At 72.4% G+C, this 18,106-nt stretch carries 15 protein-coding genes; 5 read left to right on the forward strand and 10 right to left on the reverse strand.

Going from position 1 to position 18,106, the window contains the following annotated elements; all coding sequences use genetic code 11:
* Positions 1 to 283 precede the first annotated feature (283 nt).
* Both ACZ4TG_RS07470 and ACZ4TG_RS07475 read left to right on the forward strand, forming a co-directional pair.
* Entirely contained in the window at positions 284 to 2,809 is a 2,526-nt protein-coding gene (locus ACZ4TG_RS07470; protein WP_267801308.1) for an ATP-dependent Clp protease ATP-binding subunit, read from the forward strand.
* Positions 2,810 to 3,183: 374 nt separating this feature from the next.
* On the forward strand, positions 3,184 to 3,834 hold the full coding sequence (locus ACZ4TG_RS07475; RefSeq protein WP_468160373.1) for a M23 family metallopeptidase: 651 nt from the start codon (positions 3,184 to 3,186) through the stop codon (positions 3,832 to 3,834).
* A 133-nt stretch (positions 3,835 to 3,967) separates the two neighbouring features.
* Here the strand turns inward: ACZ4TG_RS07475 and ACZ4TG_RS07480 are convergent, their stop codons facing one another.
* The 7 genes from ACZ4TG_RS07480 to ACZ4TG_RS07510 all read right to left on the reverse strand — a co-directional run bounded on the left by ACZ4TG_RS07480 (position 3,968) and on the right by ACZ4TG_RS07510 (position 10,365).
* On the reverse strand, positions 3,968 to 5,179 hold the full coding sequence (locus tag ACZ4TG_RS07480; RefSeq protein ID WP_468160374.1) for a LamG-like jellyroll fold domain-containing protein: 1,212 nt from the start codon (positions 5,177 to 5,179) through the stop codon (positions 3,968 to 3,970).
* A gap of 118 nt (positions 5,180 to 5,297) precedes the next feature.
* A complete protein-coding gene (gene cseC, locus ACZ4TG_RS07485) occupies positions 5,298 to 6,611 on the reverse strand; it encodes a two-component system sensor histidine kinase CseC (RefSeq protein ID WP_468160375.1) in 1,314 nt (437 codons plus the stop codon).
* Entirely contained in the window at positions 6,608 to 7,315 is a 708-nt protein-coding gene (gene cseB, locus ACZ4TG_RS07490) for a two-component system response regulator CseB (protein WP_468160376.1), read from the reverse strand. The genes cseC and cseB overlap by 4 nt, the downstream gene beginning before the upstream one ends.
* Before the next feature lie 28 nt (positions 7,316 to 7,343).
* Positions 7,344 to 8,021, reverse strand: coding sequence for a hypothetical protein (locus ACZ4TG_RS07495; protein ID WP_468160377.1), 678 nt, complete (start codon positions 8,019 to 8,021; stop codon positions 7,344 to 7,346).
* Positions 8,022 to 8,044: 23 nt separating this feature from the next.
* Positions 8,045 to 8,605: a SigE family RNA polymerase sigma factor gene (locus ACZ4TG_RS07500; RefSeq protein WP_468160378.1), complete on the reverse strand. Its 561-nt coding sequence runs from the start codon at positions 8,603 to 8,605 to the stop codon at positions 8,045 to 8,047.
* 207 nt (positions 8,606 to 8,812) lie between these two features.
* Positions 8,813 to 9,730 (reverse strand): HhH-GPD family protein, encoded by a 918-nt coding sequence (locus tag ACZ4TG_RS07505; RefSeq protein ID WP_468160379.1) that lies wholly within the window; start codon positions 9,728 to 9,730, stop codon positions 8,813 to 8,815.
* Positions 9,731 to 9,759: 29 nt separating this feature from the next.
* On the reverse strand, positions 9,760 to 10,365 hold the full coding sequence (locus tag ACZ4TG_RS07510) for a phosphatase PAP2 family protein (protein ID WP_468160380.1): 606 nt from the start codon (positions 10,363 to 10,365) through the stop codon (positions 9,760 to 9,762).
* Positions 10,366 to 10,525: 160 nt separating this feature from the next.
* On the opposite strand from ACZ4TG_RS07510, the gene ACZ4TG_RS07515 reads away from it, so the two are divergent.
* Complete coding sequence (locus ACZ4TG_RS07515; protein ID WP_468160381.1) at positions 10,526 to 11,347, forward strand: hypothetical protein; 822 nt, start codon at positions 10,526 to 10,528, stop codon at positions 11,345 to 11,347.
* 109 nt (positions 11,348 to 11,456) lie between these two features.
* Here the strand turns inward: ACZ4TG_RS07515 and disA are convergent, their stop codons facing one another.
* Together disA and radA are read right to left on the reverse strand one after the other, a co-directional pair.
* The gene (gene disA / locus ACZ4TG_RS07520; protein ID WP_468160382.1) at positions 11,457 to 12,581 is read right to left on the reverse strand and encodes a DNA integrity scanning diadenylate cyclase DisA; all 1,125 of its coding nucleotides are present in this window, start codon (positions 12,579 to 12,581) and stop codon (positions 11,457 to 11,459) included.
* Positions 12,582 to 12,791: 210 nt separating this feature from the next.
* Complete coding sequence (gene radA / locus ACZ4TG_RS07525; protein WP_468160383.1) at positions 12,792 to 14,207, reverse strand: DNA repair protein RadA; 1,416 nt, start codon at positions 14,205 to 14,207, stop codon at positions 12,792 to 12,794.
* A 231-nt stretch (positions 14,208 to 14,438) separates the two neighbouring features.
* Between radA and ACZ4TG_RS07530 the strand changes: the two genes are divergently transcribed.
* Positions 14,439 to 16,172 carry a BACON domain-containing protein gene (locus ACZ4TG_RS07530; RefSeq protein WP_468160384.1) on the forward strand — a complete coding sequence of 578 codons (1,734 nt, stop codon included), beginning with the start codon at positions 14,439 to 14,441 and terminating at the stop codon, positions 16,170 to 16,172.
* Here ACZ4TG_RS07530 and ACZ4TG_RS07535 read toward each other — a convergent pair.
* Complete coding sequence (locus tag ACZ4TG_RS07535; RefSeq protein WP_468160385.1) at positions 16,169 to 17,002, reverse strand: DUF3109 family protein; 834 nt, start codon at positions 17,000 to 17,002, stop codon at positions 16,169 to 16,171. The genes ACZ4TG_RS07530 and ACZ4TG_RS07535 overlap by 4 nt on opposite strands.
* A gap of 63 nt (positions 17,003 to 17,065) precedes the next feature.
* On the opposite strand from ACZ4TG_RS07535, the gene ACZ4TG_RS07540 reads away from it, so the two are divergent.
* Positions 17,066 to 17,992 carry a Ppx/GppA family phosphatase gene (locus ACZ4TG_RS07540; RefSeq protein ID WP_468160386.1) on the forward strand — a complete coding sequence of 309 codons (927 nt, stop codon included), beginning with the start codon at positions 17,066 to 17,068 and terminating at the stop codon, positions 17,990 to 17,992.
* The last annotated feature ends 114 nt before the right edge of the window (positions 17,993 to 18,106 follow it).

An 18,106-nucleotide genomic window follows, 5' to 3' on the forward strand; every position in this document is an offset into this window, starting at 1 on the left:
ATGGGGGCGACACGCTGATTTGACGGGTCTCCGACCGGCTTCCGTTCGCCGTCGGCGTACACGTGTGACGGGTATCTGCCTGGCCTGCGGGAACATCGTCTCGCACCATCGGGTTGGAGCAGTTGTCGGCACTTACAGCCTGGCTTTCCCACGGACGTGGGGGTGAGCCGCGGACGGATGTCGGCAGTTGGAATGAGCTGTCCCGCCCCGCGGGACTAGCATGCGGAAGGACAGGGCGGGGACCGACCCCGAACTGCCCGACCGCTCTGAGGAGCGATAAACGATGTTCGAGAGGTTCACCGACCGCGCGCGGCGGGTTGTCGTCCTGGCTCAGGAAGAAGCCCGGATGCTCAACCACAACTACATCGGCACCGAGCACATCCTCCTGGGCTTGATCCACGAGGGTGAGGGTGTCGCCGCTAAGGCCCTGGAGAGCCTCGGGATTTCGCTCGAGGCTGTTCGTCAGCAGGTTGAGGAGATCATCGGTCAGGGGCAGCAGGCCCCGTCCGGCCACATCCCCTTCACCCCGCGGGCGAAGAAGGTCCTGGAGCTTTCGCTCCGAGAGGCCCTCCAGCTCGGCCACAACTACATCGGCACCGAGCACATCCTGCTCGGCCTGATCCGCGAGGGCGAGGGCGTCGCCGCCCAGGTCCTCGTGAAGCTGGGCGCCGATCTGAACAGGGTCCGGCAGCAGGTCATCCAGCTGCTCTCCGGGTACTCCGGAGGCGGCAAGGAGTCGGCCACGGCAGGCGGCCCGGCCGAGGGCACCCCCTCGACCTCGCTCGTCCTCGACCAGTTCGGCCGCAACCTCACCCAGGCTGCCCGCGAATCCAAGCTCGACCCGGTCATCGGGCGCGAGAAGGAGATCGAGCGGGTCATGCAGGTGCTGTCCCGCCGGACCAAGAACAACCCGGTCCTCATCGGCGAGCCCGGCGTCGGCAAGACCGCCGTCGTCGAGGGCCTGGCCCAGGCGATCGTCAAGGGCGAGGTTCCCGAGACGCTCAAGGACAAGCACCTCTACACGCTGGACCTGGGTGCCCTGGTCGCCGGTTCCCGCTACCGCGGTGACTTCGAAGAGCGCCTCAAGAAGGTGCTGAAGGAGATCCGCACCCGCGGCGACATCATCCTGTTCATCGACGAGCTCCACACCCTCGTGGGTGCGGGCGCCGCCGAGGGCGCGATCGACGCCGCCAGCATCCTCAAGCCCATGCTGGCCCGTGGTGAGCTCCAGACCATCGGTGCCACGACGCTGGACGAGTACCGCAAGCACCTCGAGAAGGACGCGGCCCTCGAGCGCCGCTTCCAGCCGATCCAGGTGGCGGAGCCTTCCCTCCCCCACACGATCGAGATCCTCAAGGGCCTGCGCGACCGCTACGAGGCCCACCACCGCGTCTCCATCACGGACGAGGCCCTCGTGCAGGCGGCCACCCTGGCCGACCGGTACATCTCGGACCGCTTCCTCCCGGACAAGGCGATCGACCTGATCGACGAGGCCGGCTCCCGGATGCGCATCCGCCGGATGACCGCGCCGCCGGACCTCCGCGAGTTCGACGAGAAGATCGCGAACGTGCGTCGCGACAAGGAGTCGGCCATCGACTCCCAGGACTTCGAGAAGGCGGCGTCTCTCCGTGATTCGGAGAAGCAGCTGCTGGCGGCGAAGGCCAAGCGCGAGAAGGAATGGAAGGCCGGCGACATGGACGTCGTCGCCGAGGTCGACGGTGAGCTCATCGCCGAAGTCCTCGCGACCGCGACCGGCATTCCGGTGTTCAAGCTGACCGAGGAGGAGTCCTCGCGACTCCTGCGCATGGAGGACGAGCTCCACCGTCGCGTCATCGGCCAGAAGGACGCCATCAAGGCCCTCTCGCAGGCGATCCGACGGACCCGTGCGGGTCTGAAGGACCCGAAGCGTCCCGGTGGCTCGTTCATCTTCGCCGGCCCGTCCGGTGTCGGTAAGACCGAGCTCTCCAAGACGCTCGCCGAATTCCTCTTCGGCGACGAGGACGCGCTGATCTCCCTCGACATGTCGGAGTTCAGCGAGAAGCACACGGTTTCCCGCCTCTTCGGTTCGCCCCCCGGCTACGTGGGCTACGAAGAGGGCGGCCAGCTGACCGAGAAGGTCCGCCGGAAGCCGTTCTCCGTCGTCCTCTTCGACGAGGTCGAGAAGGCGCACCCGGATATCTTCAATTCCCTTCTCCAGATCCTGGAGGACGGTCGCCTGACCGACTCCCAGGGCCGGGTCGTGGACTTCAAGAACACGGTCATCATCATGACGACCAACCTGGGTACGCGGGACATCTCGAAGGGCTTCAACCTGGGCTTCGCGGCCCAGGGCGACACCAAGACCGGTTACGACCGGATGAAGGCGAAGGTCAACGAAGAGCTCAAGCAGCACTTCCGGCCCGAGTTCCTGAACCGTGTCGACGACACGGTGGTCTTCCACCAGCTCACGCAGGAAGACATCATCCAGATCGTCGACCTGATGATCGCCAAGGTGGACGAGCGCCTCAAGGACCGCGACATGGGCATCGAGCTCAGCGGTGACGCGAAGCAGCTCCTGGCCAAGCGCGGCTACGACCCGATCATGGGTGCGCGCCCGCTGCGCCGGACCATCCAGCGCGAGATCGAGGACATGCTGTCGGAGAAGATCCTCTTCGGCGAGCTGCGTCCCGGTCACATCGTGGTCGTGGGTGTGGAGGGTGAGGGCGAAGCGGCCAAGTTCACCTTCCGCGGCGAGGAGAAGACTCCGATCTCGGACCTTCCCCCGATCGAGGCGACGGGCTCCGGCCCCGACCTCTCGAAGGGCGCCTGAGCACCGGCTCGCGGCAAGCGGTACGAAGGGGCGGCCCCGGAACCGAAAGGTTCCGGGGCCGCCCCTTTTGCCTGTGGGCCAGGACACCTTCCGGGCCGCGCGCCGGTGACAAGCCGCACAGGGCAAATCGGACCTACTACCACGTTTCGTAGATCGAGTGTCCGATTTGCCCTGCCCTCGATCCAGCAGGGATCCGGTCAACAGGCCTGGCGGCCCCCTCCGCCCCTACGAGCGGCGGTAGTAATGGGGGGGTTTGGGGAAGTACGGGGGCCCGGGTTACCAAGGTGGGGCAAGCCCTGCCCGGCACCGCTCAGCACCCGCTCAGCGTGCCGGGTCGCTTATTGCCCTTGTCCCCGGCCCCGGAGGTCTCCCGCATGTCCGCGAAGCGCGTCAGCACCCGTCGTACCCGTCTCGCCCTCGTCGCCACCGGTCTCGGTGCTGCGCTGGCTCTCGGGGCGGGGACGACCGCCGCCTTCGCCGACGAGGCCCAGACCGCCCTCACCGGTACCGCCGGGCTCGTGGCCGAGCAGGCCAAGGCCCAGGCCGCCCAGGCCAAGGCCGCTGCCGCCAAGGCCGCCGCCAAGCCCGCCGCCGCCAAGTCGGCCGTCGCCTGGAAGAAGCCGGTCACGGGCTACACGCTCTCCGCGACCTTCGGCAAGGGCGGCAGCATGTGGTCGCACAAGCACTCCGGCCAGGACTTCGCCGTCCCCGTCGGCACCAAGGTCCGCGCGGCGAGCGCCGGCGTGATCGTCAAGGCCGGCCCCAACGGCGGCGGCGACGGCCCGGCGTACGGCAACGCCATCGTGATCAAGCACGCGAACAACACGTACTCGCAGTACGCGCACCTCTCGCGGATCCAGGTCAAGATCGGCCAGAAGGTCTCGGCCGCCCAGCAGATCGCGCTGTCCGGCAACACCGGAAACTCCAGCGGCCCGCACCTGCACTTCGAGATCCGCACCACCCCGAACTACGGCTCGGCCGTCAACCCGGTCAGCTTCCTGCGCGGCGTCGGCGTCACCGTCTGACCTGCGCCCGATCGCCGGAAAGCCGGCCGGACCCTGTGGGGTCCGGCCGGCTTTCCGTCGTTCCGGCCGTCGTTCCGGGCGTTGTTCCGGCCGTTGTTCCGGGCGTTGTTCCGGGCGTTGTTCCGGGCGCCGCTCAGAACAACAGCCAGGACCCCGTCGGCGGGGCCACCGGGTCGAGCTTGCCCGGCTTGAGGGCGTCGATCCGCTCCTGCGGGAGCGCCACGTCGTAGGTCCGCAGGCTGTCCATGGCGCCCTGCCAGGGGGCCGCCCACTGCTCCAGGTGGCGGGCCCGGCCCAGCTGGAGCGGACCGGGGGCCGGGAAGATGGCGGCCGGCACCGGCGCCTCGCCCGTCCGCTTGCCGTTCACGTACAGGGCGATCACCTTCTTGCCGGCGTCGTAGGTGCCCGTCAGCTCCGCGAAGGTCTTGTCCATCTTGGGGCTCGTCCCCGTGACGGTCGTGGTGGTGGCGTCGGCGCCCGGGGTCCCCGTCTGCACGCGGAAGATCCAGACCGCCTTGCCGTTCACCTCGTCCAGACCCAGCTCGAACGAGAACGACTTCTCGTTGCCCTGGCTGACGGCGATCTGCTGGCCCTTCGGGGCGCGGTTCCAGACGCGGGCCGCGACGCTGAAGCTCTTGGACGTGTCCACGACGCGCTGCTGGGACTCGGCGTAGGAGTTCGCGTTCCCCTTCGTGCGGATCTCGTTCCGCTTGTCGATGGGGAAGACGCCGGCGTCGGCGCCCATCTTCAGGTTGGCCCTGCCGGTCATGTCCCGGATCGTGGTCGGGTCGCCCGCGACGGTGGGGGTCAGGTCGGCCGGGCCCTTGGCCCCGCCCTGGGACGGGGAGGGCGAGTCGGAGGCGGACGTCGTGGGCCCGCCGTCCGCCTCGTCCTTCTTGTCGCCGTCACCGAGCAGCAGGAACGTTCCTCCACCGGCCAGCAGCGCCAGTACGGTCACGGCGGCGCCGATCAGCCACAGCCGCTTCTTGCGCCGGTCCGCCGCCGACCGGTCGGCGAGCGCCTCCCAGTCGGGTTGGTCGGCCGGCTGCTGCTGGAACGGCGCCCCCGGCCCGGGCACCGGGCCGCCCTGCTGCTGCCACTGCGCGGGCGGGGTCCCCGGGTTCGGCTGGTACGGGTTCGCCGGCCCGGGCTGCGCCTGCGGGTAGCCGTACCCGTCCTCCGGGCCTTGTCCCGGCGGGGGGCCGAAGCCACCGGACGCGGGAGGGCCGGGCGGGAAGCCGTAGCCACCGGCCGCGGGTGCTCCCGGCGGGAACCCGTAGCCCCCGCTCCCCGGGGCGGGCTGCTCGGGCTGCGGGTTGTGCGGGGGATTCGTACCGTCGGTCATGCCACGGATGCTAAGACATCACCCGAACGGATCGAACGGCCGCAGGTCCCGATACGGATCCGATACCAACCCGGTACGGAGCGCCACCGGCCCCCGGGACCGCCTCCGCGGCCCCAACTCACTCCGGCAGCTTGATGATCGGGAAACTGCCCGTCGCCGTCGGCGCGTGCTCCGGCAGCCAGAGCACCGCCACCGCCCCGGCGGCCGAGCCCTCCCGGTCCGCGCCGCCCGGCGCCGCCACGTTGCGGAACGTCAGCCGGGCGCCCAGCACCCGCGCCTGCCCCTCGGCGATGGTCAGCCCGAGCCCGTGCCCGACCCCGGCCCGGTCGGTGGACCCGGTCCGGAACCGGCTCGGCCCCTCGCGCAGCAGCGCCTCCGGGAAGCCCGGCCCGTGGTCCCGGACCCGGACGACGCGGCCCTCGATGTCGACCTGGATCGGCGGCTGCCCGTACCGGGCGGCGTTCGCCAGCAGGTTCCCCAGGATCCGCTCCAGCCGGCGCGGGTCCGTGCTCACGATCTCGTCCGCGACCACCCGTACGGAAGCCTCCGGCATCAGCGCCGTCACCCGCCGGCTCACGAACTCGCCCAGCGCCACGTCCTGGAGCTCGGCCCGCTCCGAAGCGCTGTCCAGCCGGGCCACCTCCAGCACGTCCTCGACCAGCGCCCGCATCGCCTGCGCCCGGTCGCGCACCAGCTCGGTCGGACGGCCCGGAGGCAGCAGCTCCGCCGCCGTGAGCAGGCCCGTCACCGGCGTCCGCAGCTCGTGCGCGATGTCGGCGGTCACCCGCCGCTCGGCCTCCAGCCGCTGCTGGAGCGTGTCCGCCATGGCGTCGACCGCCCGCGCCAGGTCGTCCGTCTCGTCCCGTACGACACCGCCCACGGCGTCGCGTACGCGTACGTCGGGATCCCCGTGCGCCACCCGCTGCGCCGCGGCCGCGGCCTTGCGCAGCCGGCGCGAGATCTGGCCGCCGATCAGCACGCCGGCCGCCGAGCCCGCGATCACCACGGAGAGGGAGCCGACCACCAGCGCCCGGTCCAGGTCGCGCACCATGTTGGCGCTCTCCCGGAACTGCGTGTGCAGCGACAGCACCTGCCCGTTCCCGAGCGGCACGGCGGCCCACACCTCCGGCAGCCCCCGGGGGTTCTCCTGGATGTACGTACCGCGCCGCCCGCCCCGTGCCTTCTCCCGCAGCTCGGCGGGCAGGTCGGGGTCGTTGAGCTTGGCGCCCATGGGGGGCTTGCGCCCGGCGTCGGCGTTGCGGGAGATGAACTGCACCCGGTCCAGCTGGACCTCACGGGCGCTCTCCAGCATCGACACGCGGGCAGCACTGTGCACCACCAGGCTCAGCGCGAGCGCGATGAGGGCGCTGACAGCGGCGATGGCGAGGGTGATCTTCCAGCGGATTCCGGTGCGGAGAGTGAACCGCTTCATGCCTTCAGCTTGTATCCGAAGCCCCGGACCGTCTCGATCCGGTCCTGCCCGATCTTGGTGCGCAGCCGCTGGACGTGGACGTCCACGACCCGCGTGTCGCCGCCCCAGTCGTAGTCCCAGACCCGCTCCAGCAGCCGGTCGCGCGACAGCACGGTGCCGGGCGCCGAGGAGAACTCCAGCAGCAGCCGCATCTCCGTCGGGGTCAGGCCCACCGAGGCACCCGCCTTGCGTACCTCCATGCCCTCGGTGTCGACCTCCAGGTCGCCGAAGACCAGTACCCCGCGCTCGCCGGCCGTGTCCTCCTCGGCGGGCGCGCCGCCGTTCGGGCCGCCCGCGTGGCCGAAGCGGCGCAGCACGGCGCGGATCCGGGCGACGAGTACCGACCCGTCGAAGGGCTTGGTGACGTAGTCGTCGGCGCCCGCCTCCAGGCCCAGTACGACGTCGATGGAGTCGGCGCGCGCCGACAGCATGATCACCGGGACGGTGGACTCGTCGCGGATGCGGCGGCACAGGCTCACGCCGTCCATGCCGGGCACCATCACGTCGAGCAGCGCGATGTCCGGGCGGTCGGCCCGGAAGGACTCCAGGCCGGAGAGGCCGTCGGGCATGGCGGTGACCACGAACCCGTCGCGTTCCAGCGCCAGGGTCGTGGCCTCGCGGATGACGTCGTCGTCCTCCACGAACAGCACATGGGTCTCGGCCATGCGGGAGCCTCGCTTCAGTTCTTCTGCTTCAGTTCTTCTGTGAGATGGCCGGGGCGGGCTGGCCCCCGCCGTCGACCACATTGCTGTAGTCCGTGTGCACACGGTCCTGCTCGGTGAACGCCTCCCCGGTCCAGCGGTACGTGATCACGTCCTCGCCGGACGGGTACGAGAGCGCGTCGCTCTTCGCGTAGACCGGCTTGGTGACCACCAGATCGCCCCGGTCGATCTCCGCGTAGACGGGTGGCTGCTCGTCCGAGAAGACATTCTCGTACTTCCCGGCGTCGGCGCGGTACACGTACGAGCCGCGCCCCAGCGCGTCCGCGCACGACAGGACGTTGACGACGATGTCGACGACGGCGCTGCCGGTGACCTTCCCGTAGCTCACGTCGACCGGGTACTCCTTGCCCTGGCAGGGCTTCAGGTCCCGCTTGACCTCGGCGCTGACCTTGGGGTCCGCCTTCAGCAGCGCGACCGGGTCGACCTTCTTCAGCGGCTTGCCCGTGCCCGTGGGGGAGGCCTGGCCGTGGGTGTCGACGGAGGGGGCGGGCCCGACCGGCGGGCCGGTCTTGGCCACGGATTCGGTGCGGGCGGGGCCGCCGTCGCGCAGGCCGGTGCCGCCGGTGGCGCAGCCGGCCGCGAACAGGGCTGTGCCGACGAGGACGACCGTCCCCGCCGACACCAGTACCAGCGACTTCCTGCTGCTCAAGCTACTGCTCAAGTCTTGGCCGTTCAGGCCGCGCACCGCTCCCGCCCCTCGTAACGGCCGGTGTGGTCACCGCGTTCCAGCGCGCGCATGTCGAGGTCCCGGCTCTCCAGCTCCTGCCGGAGCCGGGCCAGTGCGCGGTGCAGGGTGCTCTTCACGGTTCCCGCCGACATGCCGAGCGCCGCGGCCGTCTCCTCGGTGCTCATCTGCTCCCAGTGTCGCAGCACGACAACACTGCGCTGCTTGGGCGCGAGCACCTTGAGGATGTCCATCAGCAGGGCGCGGTCGGCGCGCTGGTCGGAGCCGTCCTCGACGGAGGCGTCGGGGAGCTGCTCGGTGGGGACCTCGTCGAGCTTGCGGGCGCGCCACCACTCGGTGCGGGTGTTGATCATCACGCGGCGCAGGTAGGCGTCGGCCAGGGACTTGTCGGCGATGCCGTCCCAGCGGCCGTAGGTGCGCACGAGCGCGGTCTGGAGGAGGTCCTGGGCGTCCGTGGGGTCCGGGACCAGGCGCCGGGCACTGCGCAGCAGCGCGTCCTGCCGGGTGCGTACGTACTCTTCGAATTCGAGTACCTCGCCGTGCGCCATCTCAGACCGCCTCCGCTGCCGTCCACCATCGCCCGCTGTCTTACGGATCCGAAGGTACGGAGGGGTTGTCACGGCACTGTGCGGGTCAGCCTTCGATGGGCGCACGGACACCCGTAGGTTGTGTAACAACGCCCTTGAGCTGCGATTTCCCGGCGCCAAGCGGAATCTTCGACTCAGCTTCGGCGCCGGGGTGCCCCGCGGCCGCGGTCAGCCGCGCGCCCCGCCCTGCGGCAGCCGGTACATGCCCTGCGCGAGCGGCTCGACCAGCCCGTCGGCGACCAGCCCGTCCAGCGCCCGGGCCCGCTGCACCGGCTCGTCCCAGACGGTGTCCAGCAGCGACTGCGGAACCGGCCCGACCGCCTCCCGCAGCACGGCCAGCAGCTTGCCCCGCACCTGCCGGTCGGTCCCGGCGTACGTCTGCCCGCGCCGCGGCGGCCCGTCGTGCGCCGGCTTCCCCGCGAGGCGCCACGCGCACAGCCCGGCCACCGGGCAGCGCGCGCAGTCCGGGCTCTTGGCCGTGCACACCAGCGCGCCGAGCTCCATGGAGGCCGCCGCCCAGCGGGCCGCCGTCTCCTCGTCCTGCGGCAGCAGGGCCCGGGCCAGGCGCCGCTCGGCCGCCGTGGTCGCGTTCGGGGGGTACTCGACCCCGCTGGAGGCCCGGGCGAAGACCCGGCGGACGTTGGTGTCCAGCACCGCGTGCCGCTGCCCGTACGCGAAGGAGGCCACCGCCGCCGCCGTGTACTCGCCGATGCCGGGCAGCGCGAGCAGCTGCGCGTGCTCCCGCGGTACGTCGCCCCCGTGCCGCTCCGTTATGGCGACGGCCGCCCCGTGCAGGCGCAGGGCCCGGCGGGGGTAGCCGAGGCGCCCCCAGGCCCGTACGGCCTCGCCGGGTGCCTCGGCGGCCAGGTCGGCGGGCCGGGGCCAGCGGGCGAGCCACTGCTCGTACACCGGCAGCACCCGGCTGACGGGGGTCTGCTGCAGCATGAACTCGCTGACCATCACGCCCCAGGGGCCGGCCTCGGGGCGGCGCCAGGGCAGATCGCGGGCGTGCTCGTCGAACCAGGCGATGACCGGGGAGTGCAGCGCGTGGGAGACGTCGGGCGGGGGAAAGGTGGATGCAGTCATGGCAGACGGCATCCTGACACGTTTCGCCCCTACCGCGCCGGGCCCGGACCGGTGAACCAGAGCGCCGTCCGGCTCCCGCTCGCCCGCATGGCGGAGGTGACCGTACTGATGGGGCCGGTCAGCGCGAGGACGACCAGCGGGGCGAGCGAACCGCCGAGCAGCAGGCCCATCGCCACGTCGTGCGGGTAGTGCACCCCGACGAAGACCCGGGAGAAGGCCATCAGCAGCGCCAGCGGCACGGCCAGCAGGGCGAGGCGGCCCACGGCCATCGTCAGCGCGACGGCGGCGGCGCCCGCGATGACGGAGTGATTGCTGGGGAAGGACCAGTCGCCGGGCGCGGGGCAGGGGATCAGCGGGGCGACCGCCCCGCTGACGGCCCGGCAGGGGCGCTCCTCGTCGACCGCGGACTTCAGGAGCTCGGAGGCGACGTACGCGACGGCGGTGGCCGGCGGCGCGAGGACGGCGAGCGCCACGGTCCGGGTGGCGGCCCCCCTGGCCCGCCACCAGACGGCTATGAAGAGCAGGCCGAAGGCGAACAGCCCGTACTCCGTCCACACTTCGAAGGACGATTGCACCCAGGCGGGTGCGGTGTGGGCGAAGTCGGTGATGTCTCGGTAGAGACCGGAGCTGTCCATGGTCACCGACCGTACTCAATGCGCCGGAGCGATCGCCTCCGCCCCCTGGCCGGTTCTGATCGGTCCGGACTCGCCCCGCAGGATGATCATCGGCAAAACAAGCCGCGTGCGCGGCATGTGGGGCGCTGATCGCGGCATGACTTCTCGTAAGGTTCCGTTCGTGGGATCTCTGCGCAATCCGGTCGGGCCGCTCCCCTCCTCCATCTACTGGCGACGGAGGGCTGTGCTGGCGTCCGCTGTCGCGCTCCTCGCGCTCCTCGCCGTATGGACCGTCAGTTCCGGCGGGGGGAAGTCGAGTACGAACGGCAAGGGCGAAAGCGGCCCCCGTCCCGTCACCTCGATCACCCCGGGCCCCTCCGGTTCCGGCCCGGCGATCAGTCAGGCCCCGGGCGGGCGTGCGGACTCGGGCGGCTCCACCGGCTCCGGTGCCGGTACTGGTTCCGGCTCGGGTTCCGGTTCCGGTGGCGGCAAGGGCGGTGGCAAGAACGGCGAGCCCGGCGGCGGCACCGGTGGCGGCACCGGCGACTCCGCTTCCGCGGGCGGCGCGGCGCAGGTCCCGGCGGACTCGCCGCTGCCCACGTGCGCGCCGGGTGTGCTGCAGTGGGAGGTCAAGAGCGCGAAGAACGAGTACGAGGCGAACGAGAAGCCCCGCCTGGAACTGATCGCCCGCAACATCTCCGGCACCACCTGCAAGGTCGACCTCGGCCCCAAGCAGGCGGTCCTGACCATCACTCAGGCCAGCAACCCCAAGGCCGTCTGGTCCTCCACGGACTGCCCGACGGGCGCGGCGAACGTCTTCTTCCGCCTGCCCGCGCAGGGCGAGACGAAGACGCCGGTGCTGGAGTGGGACCGCAGGTTCAGCGCCCCGGACCAGTGCCAGACGCCCCCGGCGGGGCCCGCGGCCCCGGACACGTACGTGGTCGAGGTCAAGTCCCCCGGGATGCCGGTGGCCCGTACCTCGTTCGTACTCAAGCAGGACTGAGCCGCCAGGCCGCGGCCCGCCCGGCCGCGGCCCTCACGAGGGCCGACCATGAGCGGGACAAGGCCCGGACGTACCGTGCCTGGGCGTATCGCGCCTAGACGTACCGCGCCTAGACGTACCGCTCCAGGATCGAGGACTCCGCCAGCCGGGACAGCCCCTCGCGCACGCTCCGCGCACGGGCCTCGCCGACGCCGTCCACCGTCTGGAGGTCGTCCACGCTGGCGGCCAGCAGCTTCTGGAGCCCGCCGAAGTGCTCCACCAGCCGCTCGATGATCGCCCCCGGCAGCCGGGGAACCTTCGCCAGCAGCCGGTATCCCCGCGGGGACACCGCCGAGTCCAGCGTCTCCGGCGACCCGGTGTACCCCAGCGCCTTCGCCACGATCGCCAGCTCCAGCAGCTCCGGATGCGTCAGCGCGTCCAGCGCCGGCAGCGCCTCGTCCACCGTGCGGGAACGCTTCGCCGTCGGCTCCGGGACGTAATCGCGGATCACCAGCTCCCGCTCCTGTTCGATCCCGACCGTCAGCTCGTCCAGCTGGAGCGACAGCAGTCGCCCGTCCGTGCCCAGCTCGACCACGTACTCGGCGATTTCCGTCGCGATCCGGCGGACCATTTCCAGCCGCTGCGCGACCGCCGTCACGTCGCGCACCGTGACCAGGTCCTCGATCTCCAGCGCGGACAGCGTCCCGGCGACCTCGTCGAGGCGCAGCTTGTACCGCTCCAGGGTGGCCAGCGCCTGGTTCGCCCGCGACAGGATCGCCCCGGACTCCTCCAGGACCCGCCGCTCCCCGTCCACGTACAGCGCGATCAGCCGCATCGACTGCGACACCGACACCACCGGGAACCCGCACTGCTTGGAGACGCGGTCGGCCGTGCGGTGGCGGGTGCCGGTCTCCTCGGTCGGGATGGACGCGTCCGGCACCAGCTGCACGCCGGCCCGAAGGATCTTGGTGATGTCCTTGTCGAGGATGAGCGCCCCGTCGAGCTTGCACAGCTCGCGCAGCCGGGTCGCGGTGAACTCCACGTCCAGCACGAAGCCGCCGGTGCACATCGCCTCGACGTTCTTGTCCATACCGAGGACGATCAGGCCGCCGGTGTTGCCGCGGACGATCCTCTCCAGACCGTCACGCAGGGGCTGACCAGGTGCGACCGCGCTGAGCGAGGCACGCATCATGGCCTCCTGCTTGGAGCTCGCGCCCGACTTGCCGGATGCTGCTGCCCCGTCCTTGGCTGCCACTGCACTCCTCCGGTCGCGGGTTGCGCCGCCTGCGTACGGCCGGGCGGACCAGCACAAAGTCTACCGGCGCAGCCTGTGCGCCCGTCGTGCCTTGGCCCGCATCGTCGCAGGACGGCCCCGTACGGGCCTCCGTACCCGTCCGCCGACCTGGCGAAGCCCCTCCCGTCGGTCTCCCGCGCGGGGCGATTCTCCGCCCGCCCGTCCCTCCGCCTATCCGTCCGCCGCCCGCTCCTTGGCCGGCGTACGCGAGCGCCCGCGCGGCAGGACCCGTAGCGCGTCGCCCATGTCCGCGACCTCGATCACCTTCATGCCCGGCGGCACCTTGCCCGGGTCGCCGGGGACCAGCGCGTGCGTGAAGCCGAGCCGGTGTGCCTCCGCGAGCCGGCGCTGGACGCCGGTCACCCGCCGCACCTCGCCGGCCAGGCCGACCTCCCCGATGGCGACGAGGTTCTTGGGCAGCGGGACGTCACTCGCGGCCGAGGCCAGCGCCAGCGCGATCGCCAGGTCGGCGGCCGGCTCCGTCAGCTTCACCCCGCCCACCGTCGCGCTGTAGATGTCCCGCTTGCCCAGCGCGGTGATCCGGCCGCGCTGCTCCAGCACCGCCAGCATCATCGAGACCCGGGACGTCTCCAGGCCCGAGGTGGTCCGGCGCGGCGAGGGGATCTGCGAGTCCACCGTCAGCGCCTGCACCTCCGCGACCAGCGGCCGCTTCCCCTCCAGCGTCACCGTCAGGCAGGTCCCCGGCACCGCCTCGGCGCGCCGGGTCAGGAACAGCCCGCTCGGGTCGGCCAGCCCGGTGATGCCCTCGTCGTGCAGTTCGAAGCAGCCGACCTCGTCGGTCGCCCCGTACCGGTTCTTCACACCGCGCACCAGGCGCAGCCGCGCGTGCCGGTCGCCCTCGAAGCTCAGCACGACATCGACGAGGTGCTCCAGCAGCCGGGGGCCGGCGATCGCCCCGTCCTTGGTGACGTGGCCGACCAGCAGCGTGGACATCCCGCGCTCCTTGGAGGCCCGGATCAGCGCGCCGGCCACCTCCCGGACCTGGGCCATGCCGCCGGGGGCGCCGTCGATCTCGGGCGAGGCGATGGTCTGTACGGAGTCCAGGATCAGCAAGGAGGGCTTCACGGCGTCGAGGTGGCCCAGTACGGCCGACAGGTCCGTCTCGGCGGCGAGGTACAGGTGGTCGCTGAGGGCGTTGATCCGGTCGGCCCGCAGCCGCACCTGGCTCGCCGACTCCTCGCCGGTGACGTACAGCGTGCGGTGGTCGCCGCTGGCCGCCTTCGCCGCCACGTCCAGCAGCAGCGTGGACTTGCCCACGCCCGGCTCGCCCGCCAGCAGCACGACCGCGCCGGGCACGAGCCCGCCGCCGAGCACCCGGTCCAGCTCGTCCACACCGGTGCTGCGCGCGGTGGCCGTCCGGCCGTCGACCTGGCCGATCGGGACGGCCGCGGTCGAGACCCGGCCGGCCGCGGTGGTCCGTACGGCGGGCGCGCCCATCTCCTCGACGGTGCCCCAGGCCTGGCATTCCGGGCACCGGCCGAGCCATTTCGCGGTCGTCCAGCCGCACTCGTTACAGCGGTAGGACGGCCGGTCCTTGGCGGATGAACGTGCTGTGCGGGCTGCCATGGGCCCCACCGTAGCCGCCCCCACCGACAGCCCCGGCGGCACTGCCTCGGACGGTCCCGGCGGCACCGCCTCGGACACCGGCGCCGGCACCGCCTCGGACACCGCCTCCGGCACCGGCGCCGGGCACGGCGTCAGGGCCGCTGTCAGCACGGGCCCGATCTGTTCACCCGTAAGGGCTAAATGTGCTGAAGGCTTCCGGGGCATTACCGGCGCGCCACCTACGGTCGCCAGGTGAACAGCAGCAACCAGGGACACCCCTCATCGCGCACCGGCGCACACCGGGCGCACGGGCGCACGCCTTCGGAGGGTCGCGGGGTGCAGGAGCTCGCCGACGAGCAGCCTCCGCCTTTCCGGCACGAGCCCTATCTCGACGGCCTGTTCACCTACTGCCTGTCGGTGCTGTGCGACCACGACACCGCCACCGACGTGCTGGCGGACGTCCTCTCCGTCGCCGAACGGCACCCCGGCCGATGTCCCGACGAAGGGGACCGCCGCGCCTGGCTGTACGCGCTGGCCCGCTGGGCCTGCCTGCACCGGCTCGCCGATCGGCGGCGCACCCGGCGGGGGGCGCACAGCGCCGGGCGTACGCCGGAGCACACGGATGCCGACCGCGCGCCGGGTGCGCTCGACGTGAGCGCCTACCACCGCACCGAGCTGGCCCGCCTCGCCTGGCCCGAAGCCGCCGGCACCACCCCCGAACAGCGCGAGGCCCTCGAACTCGCCGTCCGCCACCGCCTCGGCGTCCCCGAACTCGCCTGCGTGCTCGGCACCCCGCCCGCCGCCGCCCGTGAGCTGCTGTCCGCCGCCGCGTGCGAGGTGGAACGGACCCGAGCCGCCCTCGCCGTCGTGGAGACCGGCGGCTGCCCGGTCGTGTCCCGGCTCACCGGCGAGGACGGAGACCCCCAGGTACTGCTGTCCTCCACCCTGCGCGCCGAGCTCGTCCGCCACGTCGACGACTGCCCGCGCTGCCGCCGCGTCGCCGAACGCGTGGGCGCCGCCGCACCCTGGCCCGGCTCCGGCGGCACCCACACCGCCGCGCTCCCGCTGGTACCGGCCCCCCGCACCGCCGTCCACGCCGCGATGGTGCGCCGCGGCCGGCGCCGCGGCGCGGCCCCCGGCCCCCGCTTCGACCGGACCGGCTTCCCGATGGATCCCAAGGACCGCGCGGCCCGCCGTGACCGGCTCCGGGCCCGGGCGGTCACCACCACCGTCGTCGCCACGGTCGTCGCCGCGCCCGTACTGGCGCTGTGGGCCGCGTACCGGGGCGCCCCCACCACCGGCGAACCCGCCGGGGACAACACCACCCGGATCTCCGCGAGCGAGTCCGAGATCCCGCCGCCCCAGGTCGGCGGCCGCCTGCTCACCTCGTACGAGAACACCGGCAACACCGCCCGTACCACCGGCGAGCCCGGCTTCGCCCCGGGCCCCGCCGCCCCCGACGTGTCCGTCGAGGTCATCAGCGCGGGCCCGCCCGCCACGCCCGAGTCGGACCGGCCCGGAGCCCCCGGCCGGCTCACCGTGACGGCCACCACCCACGGCTCCACCACCCTGCTCACCCTCACCGCCTCCGGCGGGGCCCCCGTGGACTGGCGGCTCTGGTCCGACGCGCCGTGGCTGCGGGCCGGCCAGACGGCGGGCACGCTGTCGCCCGGAGAATCGGTCACCCTGCGGATCGCCGTGGACCCCGAAGCCCAGCCCGTCGGGGCCTGGGCGGCCAGGGTCGGGGTGGACCCGGCCGGCGCGGTGATCTCCATCCGCGGCCGCGGCCGCCCGGCCCCGACGCCGACCGATGACCCGCCGACGCCGACGCCCACACCGACGCCCACACCGACGCCCACGCCCACGCCGACCCCGACACCCACACCGACTCCGACTCCGACGCCGACCCCCACCCCGACGCCGACGGAGTCAGAAGGAACGGTTTCCCCGGCCCCGGAACCGGACCCGACGCCTACGGCGGGCTAGGCCCCGGCCGCCGGCGGATCCGCGGGGTGCGGAGCCATCGGCAGCAGCGAGGCCAGCCGCGCCTCGCAGAGCCTCACCAGCTCCTCGTACCCCTCCTTGCCCATCAGCTCCGTCAGCTCCGCCCGGTAGGTCACGTACACCGGGTCACCGGCGCCGTGCGCGGACGTGGCCGACGTGCACCACCAGTGCAGCTCGTGGCCGCCCGGGCCCCAGCCGCGCCGGTCGTACTCGCCGATCGACACCTGGAGCACCCGCGTGTCGTCCGGCCGGTCGATCCAGTCGTATGTCCTGCGGATCGGCAGCTGCCAGCACACGTCGGGCTTGGTCTCCAGCGGCTCCTGGCCGCTCTTCAGCGCCAGGATGTGCAGCGAGCAGCCGGAGCCGGCCGGGAAGCCGGGCCGGTTCAGGAAGATGCAGGCGCCGTCCCAGCGGCGGGTCTGCCGCTCGCCGTCCTCGTCCTTCTGCACCCAGCCCGACCCGGTCCCCACGTCGTGGAACTGCCACAGCTCGGGAGTCAGCCGCGCCACGTGCTCCGCGACGCGCTTCTCGTCGTCCTCGTCGGAGAAGTGCGCGCCCAGCGTGCAGCAGCCGTCGTCGGCCCGGCCGGCCTGGATGCCCTGGCAGCCGCTGCCGAAGATGCAGGTCCAGCGCGAGGTCAGCCAGGTCAGGTCGCAGCGGAAGACCTGTTCGTCGTCGGCGGGATCCGGGAACTCCACCCAGGCCCGGGGAAAATCGAGCCCCTTCTCATCACTGGCGGCCACGGCGGCCGCGCCGGCCTTGGCCTTCTTCGGCTTCGTGCGGGACTTGTTGGCCTTCTTCGTATTTGGCACAAACCCAAGCCTAAGCGCCCCTTACTCCACCCCCACGCGATTGGCCCAGTAGCGTTTCCTCGTATGAGACTCGGTGTCCTTGATGTGGGTTCGAACACGATCCATCTGCTGGTGGTGGACGCACACCCCGGTGCGCGCCCGCTGCCCGCGCACTCGCACAAGGTGGAAATGCGGCTGGCGCAGCTGCTCGACGAGCGCGGCGCGGTCACCCCGGAGGGCATCGAAGCGCTCGTCTCGGTCATCGGCGACGCCGCCCAGGCCGCCGAGGACAAGGGCTGCGAGGACCTGCTGCCCTTCGCGACCAGCGCCGTACGGGAGGCCTCGAACGCCGACGAGGTCCTGGCCCGGGTGAAGTCCGAGACCGGCATCGACCTGCCCATCCTCAGCGGCGAGGACGAGGCGCGGCTGACGTTCCTGGCCGCCCGCCGCTGGTTCGGCTGGTCGGCGGGCAAGCTGCTGGTCCTCGACATCGGCGGCGGCTCGCTGGAGATCGCGTACGGCATCGACGAGGAGCCGGACGCGGCCGCCTCCCTCCCGCTCGGCGCGGGCCGCCTGACCTCGGCCTGGCTCCCGGGCGACCCGGCGCACGCGGCGGACGTGAAGGCCCTGCGCCGCCACGTGCGGGCCCAGATCGCCCGGACGGTCGGCGAGTTCAGCCGCTTCGGTGCGCCGGACCACGTGGTGGCGACCTCGAAGACCTTCAAGCAGCTGGCCCGCATCGCGGGCGCGGCCCGCTCGGCGGACGGGCTGTACGTCCAGCGCGACCTGACCCGCAAGTCCCTGGAGGAGTGGGTCCCGCGCCTGGCGGCGATGACCACCGCGCAGCGCTCCGCCCTCCCCGGCGTCTCGGAGGGCCGCGCGGCACAGCTCCTCGCGGGGGCGGTGGTGGCCGAGGGGGCGATGGACCTCTTCGGGGTGGACGAGCTGGAGATCTGCCCCTGGGCACTCCGCGAGGGCGTCATCCTCCGCCGCCTGGACCACCTCCCGTAGCCCTGACCGGGCGGGTGCCGTAGCGCTTGCGGGGCCGGGGCCCCAGGTCCCCCGCCCGGCTGGGGCAGCGGCGCGGGCCCCCGGGGCGCGGGAAGCGGCCCGGGCCGGGGTGCG

This window comes from Streptomyces sp. NPDC028314, assembly GCF_055565795.1.

Excerpts from the sequence above, each read along its gene's own strand:
- ACZ4TG_RS07470 (WP_267801308.1), top strand. The coding sequence starts at position 284 with ATGTTCGAGAGGTTCACCGACCGCGCGCGGCGGGTTGTCGTCCTGGCT.
- ACZ4TG_RS07475 (WP_468160373.1), top strand. The coding sequence starts at position 3,184 with ATGTCCGCGAAGCGCGTCAGCACCCGTCGTACCCGTCTCGCCCTCGTC.
- ACZ4TG_RS07480 (WP_468160374.1), bottom strand. The coding sequence starts at position 5,179 with ATGACCGACGGTACGAATCCCCCGCACAACCCGCAGCCCGAGCAGCCC.
- cseC (WP_468160375.1), bottom strand. The coding sequence starts at position 6,611 with ATGAAGCGGTTCACTCTCCGCACCGGAATCCGCTGGAAGATCACCCTC.
- cseB (WP_468160376.1), bottom strand. The coding sequence starts at position 7,315 with ATGGCCGAGACCCATGTGCTGTTCGTGGAGGACGACGACGTCATCCGC.
- ACZ4TG_RS07500 (WP_468160378.1), bottom strand. The coding sequence starts at position 8,605 with ATGGCGCACGGCGAGGTACTCGAATTCGAAGAGTACGTACGCACCCGG.
- ACZ4TG_RS07505 (WP_468160379.1), bottom strand. The coding sequence starts at position 9,730 with ATGACTGCATCCACCTTTCCCCCGCCCGACGTCTCCCACGCGCTGCAC.
- ACZ4TG_RS07510 (WP_468160380.1), bottom strand. The coding sequence starts at position 10,365 with ATGGACAGCTCCGGTCTCTACCGAGACATCACCGACTTCGCCCACACC.
- radA (WP_468160383.1), bottom strand. The coding sequence starts at position 14,207 with ATGGCAGCCCGCACAGCACGTTCATCCGCCAAGGACCGGCCGTCCTAC.
- ACZ4TG_RS07540 (WP_468160386.1), top strand. The coding sequence starts at position 17,066 with ATGAGACTCGGTGTCCTTGATGTGGGTTCGAACACGATCCATCTGCTG.